The organism is Testudinibacter sp. 'clade 2', from assembly GCF_006227735.1.
GTDB lineage: Bacteria > Pseudomonadota > Gammaproteobacteria > Enterobacterales > Pasteurellaceae > Chelonobacter.
The window spans coordinates 1-6,183 of record NZ_VDHB01000142.1; the positions used below are offsets into that span (position 1 = coordinate 1).

Consider the following 6,183-nt stretch of genomic DNA (forward strand, 5'->3'; position numbering starts at 1 on the left):
CATGAATAATGAATTAGATATCAATAAATTGCGTAATATCGCAATTATTGCTCACGTCGACCATGGTAAAACCACGCTGGTTGACAAATTGTTGCAACAGTCCGGTACACTAGAAAATGCCCGTGGCGACAGCGATGAACGGGTTATGGACTCCAATGATCTGGAGAAAGAGCGTGGTATCACGATTTTAGCCAAAAATACCGCGATTAACTGGAATGGCTACCGTATCAACATTGTTGACACCCCGGGGCACGCCGATTTCGGTGGCGAGGTAGAACGGGTGTTATCGATGGTAGATTCCGTTCTGCTGTTAGTGGATGCTTTTGATGGTCCAATGCCGCAAACCCGTTTTGTAACGCAAAAAGCCTTTGCTCACGGTTTGAAACCCATTGTGGTGATCAATAAAGTGGATCGCCCGGGCGCACGTCCTGACTGGGTGGTCGATCAAGTATTTGATCTATTTGTGAATTTGGGCGCAACTGACGAACAATTAGATTTCCCAATTATCTATGCTTCAGCGTTAAATGGCGTTGCCGGTGTTGAGCATGAAGATCTGGCAGAAGATATGACCCCGTTATTTGAAGCCGTGGTCAAATATGTTGAACCGCCACAAGTTGAAAGCGACAAACCGTTCCAAATGCAGATTTCACAACTGGATTACAACAACTATGTCGGCGTCATCGGTATCGGGCGCATCAAACGTGGTGCCGTCAAACCCAACCAGCAAGTGACGATTATCGACAGCGAAGGTAAAACCCGCAACGGCAAAGTCGGACAAGTGTTGGGACATTTGGGCTTGCAGCGCTATGAAGCCAATATTGCCAGTGCCGGCGATATTATTGCAATCACCGGTTTGGGTGAACTCAACATCTCCGATACGATTTGTGATGTCAACAGCGTTGAAGCGCTGCCGGCATTGAGCGTGGATGAGCCGACCGTCACCATGTTCTTCTGTGTCAACACCTCGCCGTTCTGTGGCAAAGAAGGTAAATATGTGACTTCACGCCAAATTTTGGAACGTTTAAACAAAGAGTTGGTGCATAACGTAGCATTGCGTGTGGAAGAAACCGAAGATCCGGATGCGTTCCGTGTTTCCGGTCGTGGTGAGTTGCATTTGTCGGTGTTAATCGAAAATATGCGACGTGAAGGCTACGAGTTGGCGGTGTCACGTCCGAAAGTTATTTTCCGTGAAATTGACGGTCGCAAACAAGAGCCGTTTGAGCAAGTTACGATCGATATTGAAGAGCAGCACCAAGGTTCGATCATGGAAGCATTGGGCATCCGCAAAGGCGAAGTGCGCGACATGGTGCCGGACGGCAAAGGCCGCACTCGTTTGGAATACATCATCCCAAGCCGTGGCTTGATCGGTTTCCGTAACGAATTTATGACGATGACGTCCGGCACAGGCTTGTTATACTCCAGTTTCAGCCACTACGATGACGTCAAACCGGGTGAAATCGGACAACGCATCAACGGCGTGTTGATCTCCAACGCCACCGGTAAAGCCTTAGCATACGCCTTATTCAGCTTGCAAGAGCGTGGCAAATTGATGGCGGAACATGGCAGCGAAGTGTATGAAGGACAGGTGATCGGAATTCACAGCCGTGGCAACGACCTAACCGTTAACTGCTTGCAAGGTAAAAAGCTGACCAATATGCGAGCGTCCGGCAAAGATGACGCCGTGGTATTAGTACCGCCGGTACGCTACACCTTGGAACAAGCGTTGGAATTTATCGACGACGACGAACTGGTCGAAGTGACCCCGGTTTCGATCCGAATCCGCAAAAAATTGCTGACCGAAGTTGATCGCAAACGCGCCAGCCGCACCACGACGAGTACCAGCACACGCTAAACTGTCTTAAGTTTTATATCGCAACCGCACTTTGGTAACAAAGTGCGGTTTTTTTGTTATTTCAAATAATAAATTATGCGCCTGATGAGGCGCAAAATATATAGTTGATTGGCTTTAAATACTCTTGTTAGTCTAGTGACGGAAATGATAGAAATGCGCTATAGGGGTATTTATTATGAAAGCAACGTTTAAAGATGAAATACAGACATTCGGACGTTCATTGTTACTTCCGATTGCCGTATTAGCACCCGTAGGTATGGTGATGGGAATATGCAGTGCCTTAGGACAGAATTATATGATTGAAAAAATTCCGTTTCTTGGCAATGAATATTGTAAGGCAATTTTTTCATCGGTAGGTTCAATTGCTAGTATAATTTTCCAAAATATTCCTATTCTTTTTGCTATGGGGGTTGCTTATGGCATGTCGAAAAAAGAAAAAGGTATTGCTGTTTTTGCTGCAGTTATAGCTTATTTAACCTTATTGATCTCAATGAATGTCCATTTAAAATTATCCGGAGAATTAGTCAAAGAGAATATGGCATTTGTTGGACAAGGAATGGTGCTGGGAATTCATACCTTAAAAATAGAAGCCTTAGGCGGGATTATTGCCGGATTACTTGCCGCCAAGGTAACCGATCGATTCTACCGGCTACAACTTCCGTTAGCCTTTGCATTTTTTAGTGGAAAAAAATCCGTAGCTATTATTTCTATCGGATTGATGATTCCAATTGGATTATTGATTCCCTTTGTCTGGGATTGGTTTACTTTCGGCATGAGTAAATTATCAAGTATTATGATGGCGCCGGATATTGGTGCGGGCATCTATATGACATTAAATCGCTTATTAATTCCATTTGGGCTGCACCATGTATTAAGTTCAACGATCCGGTTCACTGAGGCTGGTGGCACTTATTTAATTGATGGTCAAGTGTATGTGGGTATTTTGCCGGCAATGAATAAAATATTATTTGAATTAGGGCCGAACAGTGAAGCTTGGAATGAATATATGCCGACATTGGCAAGTTATTTAGCCTCTTCGCAGATGTTGACAACATTATTTAGAATTCCTGCGATAGGTTTAGCGATGTATCATATGGCATATTTTAAAAATAAAAAATTTGCTAAAGGGATGATTTTAACGGTGGTGTTGACGGCTTTTTTAGGCAATATTACTGAACCATTAGAGTTTTCATTTCTATTTATTGCTCCAAAACTATTTATTGTATATGCGATTTTATGTGGTGTATTTGCTATTCCTTTGCAGATGTTAGGTGTGTCGATAGGCTATATTCGTGGAACAATTTTTGATTTTGGTATTTTCGGTTTGATGTATGAAAATACACATTGGGTAAACTTAATTTTACTGGGTATTGTGAATTTTATTGTCTTCTATTTTGTGTTCAGATATGCCATCAGCAAATTTGATATTAAAACACCGGGCAGGGAAGATGAAATGTCAGACAGTAGCCTGCTGAATAATAAAGAGTATGATAAAGTGGCATCGTTGGTTATTGAAGCATTAGGTGGTAAAGAGAACATAAAACAAGTTGAAAATTGTGTGTCTAGACTTCGAGTGGATGTTGTTGATCAGAAAAAATTAAATATGGATTTAATTCGAGAGTCAGGCGCATTAGGCACATTCATCCCTTCTAGCAATCATATTCATGTGGTATTTGGTCCGCATGTGGAATTTGTTAGAAATTCAGTTGACGATCAATTACATTAAAAGAGAGGGAGTATGCGAGCTTTATATGATTCAAAAAGTAAAACAATCGATGACCGTGGAATGAGGGCATTATTTACTTTTGAAGCAAAGGTTCAATCTTGGTTGGATATAGAGGCAGCACTAGCATTAGCGCAGTCAGAAGTAGGAATAATTCCGAAAGAAGCGGGCAAAAAGATTGCTGAAAAATGCAAGGTAGATTGTATTGATTTGCAAGAAATGGAAAGGTTATTACAGCAAATTGGACATGGTTTTGTGCCGGTGATTAAGGTTTTAATCAATGCTTGTGATCCGGAAAGCGGAAAATATGTACATTATGGTGTGACAACCCAAAATATTCAGCAAAGCGGGCATCTTTTAATCGTTAAAAAATTTCATCATATTTTGATGGGATTTTTAAAAGATATTTTGCAGAATTTGAGTCAGCTGGCGATAACGCACAAAGAAACGGTGATGCCGGGACGAACTCATGGTAAACATGCACTGCCGATTACTTATGGCTATAAAGTAGCGGTTTGGATTGATGAGATTTTATCGGCGATAGAACGTTTAGAGGAAGCAGAAAAACGGGTTTTTAGAATAATGATGGGGGGCGCAGTCGGGGCCTTTCATGCTACTGGAGAGCAGGGACGTGAGGTTCAATCGTTGGTAGCAGCCAAATTAGGCATGCCTGCCATGAATATTCCTTCACGTAACAGCAGAATATTCCGTGCAGAATATATTAGCAATCTATGTTTATTAGCCACCACATTTCATAAGATCGCCGAAGAAGTTTATCAAACGTCGAGTGAAGAATTTGCAGAAGTTTCTGAGGCTTTCAGTCAAGGTACGGTTGGCAGCAGCACGATGCCGCAAAAAATTAATCCTAAGTTGGCAAAAGGGATTATAGCCAATTCACAAAAATTATATTCTGTATTAACTGCTGCACTTTATGTTGCTCCCCGCCCATTTGAAGCTGACAGCTCTGCCTATTTTATTTTTGATGCTTCATTACAGGAGAGTATCGAATTAATGGCAGAAATTATTCTGCGTGCAGAAGAATTAACCAGAACATTAGTCGTTAATAAACAAAGTATGTATCGCAATGTTATGCTGACTCACGGTTTAATTAATAGTGAAAAAATTATGATGAGCCTAATTGAGCGCTTGGGAAAAGATCAAGCGCATGAATTAGTGTATGAAATCGCAATGGAAAGTCAAAATCTACAAAAAGATTATTCTGCTGCTTTACAAGCGAATACCACGATTCAAAGTATTTTTTCAGCGCAAGAAATACTCGCTATGCTGGCGCCAGAAAACTATCTTGGATTATGTGCTGTTTTAGCAACAGAAACTGCAGAAAGAGCAAAACACAAGATACAACTGATGGAGGAATAATAATGGAATGGGCGATAAAGTCATCACAAATTGTATTTCCTGATGAAATTAAGAGTGGATATCTGGTGATTTCAAATGAGAGGATTCAAGGTTTTTATTCCACTTATCAAGGAAAAATAATCGATTATACCGATCAGATCATTATGCCGGGGTTTATTGATATTCATATCCATGGTTGGGGGCGAGGCTCTTTTTCCCATAAAGGCAGCAGTGGCGCATTATCACGCATGAGCAAAGATTTAGTGCATACCGGTACGACTGCTTATTTGGCAACTTCCGGGGCAATGCCAAATGATTTTTTAGAATATTCTTTGGCACAGGCAGCGGATTATATTGAATCAGCTACTCCGGATAATGGCGCTGAAGCTGTTGGTATTCACATGGAAGGTCCCTATATTAATTCTGAATATTTAGGAATGCAAAGTGCGGATAGTTTACAACTTCCGAGTATTTCAGGCTTTGAAAAATTTAATCAGATAGCGCGAGGACATATCCGTTCTATGACGTTAGCGCCAGAGCTGGAAGGGGGATTGGAGCTGACAAAATATTTGAGAAAGCAAAATATCACGGTTGCTGCAGGCCATACTGCTGCCACGTTTGACGAGATTACACGCGCCATCAAAGAAGCTGACCTGAACCATTTCACCCATTCATATAGTGCGATGCGTGGATTCCATCATCGCGAATTAGGTGTGGTCGGTGCATTAATGTATTATCAAGATGTTTTTGCAGAAGTTGCCAAGCAGACTGGAATAACGATTAAGCCGGAAGCGTTTGATATTCTTTATCGGTTAAAAACAGATAATAAAATGGTATTAACAACAGATTGTGTCGGCTTTGCTGATTTTCCGGCAGGATCGGCGTTTTATCATTATTTGCGCAAGCAGAAATTTAAAACGCAAGAAAATGGTTATTTACGCTTAGAGAATAGTGATGGATCTTATAGTGAAATTGATACTTCCAATTATGAAGCGATAAAAAATTTAGAAATGAGTTTTTTAGAATCAGTGCAAGCGGTTTTCCCACGTTTGGATAACGGTTTGCTATCTGTCGCCAGAATTGCAAGTGAGAATCCTGCTTATTTAGCAGGCATATCGGCTCGAAAAGGCAGCTTAGACAGTGGAAAAGATGCCGATATTTTAGTTTTAGATAATCAGCTTAATCTGTTACAGGTTTACTGTAGAGGAATAAAACAGATTTGATTCGTTGTTTATAGTAGGGTCTGTTGATC

Annotated in this window: 4 protein-coding genes; all 4 read left to right on the top strand. The window is 41.2% G+C overall.

The features are described from left to right. Position 1 precedes the first annotated feature (1 nt). The 4 genes from typA to FHQ30_RS10715 all read left to right on the top strand — a co-directional run bounded on the left by typA (position 2) and on the right by FHQ30_RS10715 (position 6,154). The gene (gene typA / locus FHQ30_RS10700; RefSeq protein WP_139615028.1) at positions 2-1,852 is read left to right on the top strand and encodes a translational GTPase TypA; all 1,851 of its coding nucleotides are present in this window, start codon (positions 2-4) and stop codon (positions 1,850-1,852) included. A 175-nt stretch (positions 1,853-2,027) separates the two neighbouring features. Then, positions 2,028-3,578 carry a PTS transporter subunit EIIC gene (locus FHQ30_RS10705; RefSeq protein WP_139612298.1) on the top strand — a complete coding sequence of 517 codons (1,551 nt, stop codon included), beginning with the start codon at positions 2,028-2,030 and terminating at the stop codon, positions 3,576-3,578. A gap of 12 nt (positions 3,579-3,590) precedes the next feature. Beyond that, on the top strand, positions 3,591-4,952 hold the full coding sequence (locus FHQ30_RS10710) for a class-II fumarase/aspartase family protein (RefSeq protein WP_139612299.1): 1,362 nt from the start codon (positions 3,591-3,593) through the stop codon (positions 4,950-4,952). 2 nt (positions 4,953-4,954) lie between these two features. Beyond that, positions 4,955-6,154: an N-acetylglucosamine-6-phosphate deacetylase gene (locus FHQ30_RS10715; RefSeq protein ID WP_139612300.1), complete on the top strand. Its 1,200-nt coding sequence runs from the start codon at positions 4,955-4,957 to the stop codon at positions 6,152-6,154. Positions 6,155-6,183: the final 29 nt, after the last annotated feature.

Coding starts and splice junctions, on each gene's coding strand:
- typA (WP_139615028.1), top strand. CDS start 2: ATGAATAATGAATTAGATATCAATAAATTGCGTAATATCGCAATTATT.
- FHQ30_RS10705 (WP_139612298.1), top strand. CDS start 2,028: ATGAAAGCAACGTTTAAAGATGAAATACAGACATTCGGACGTTCATTG.
- FHQ30_RS10710 (WP_139612299.1), top strand. CDS start 3,591: ATGCGAGCTTTATATGATTCAAAAAGTAAAACAATCGATGACCGTGGA.
- FHQ30_RS10715 (WP_139612300.1), top strand. CDS start 4,955: ATGGAATGGGCGATAAAGTCATCACAAATTGTATTTCCTGATGAAATT.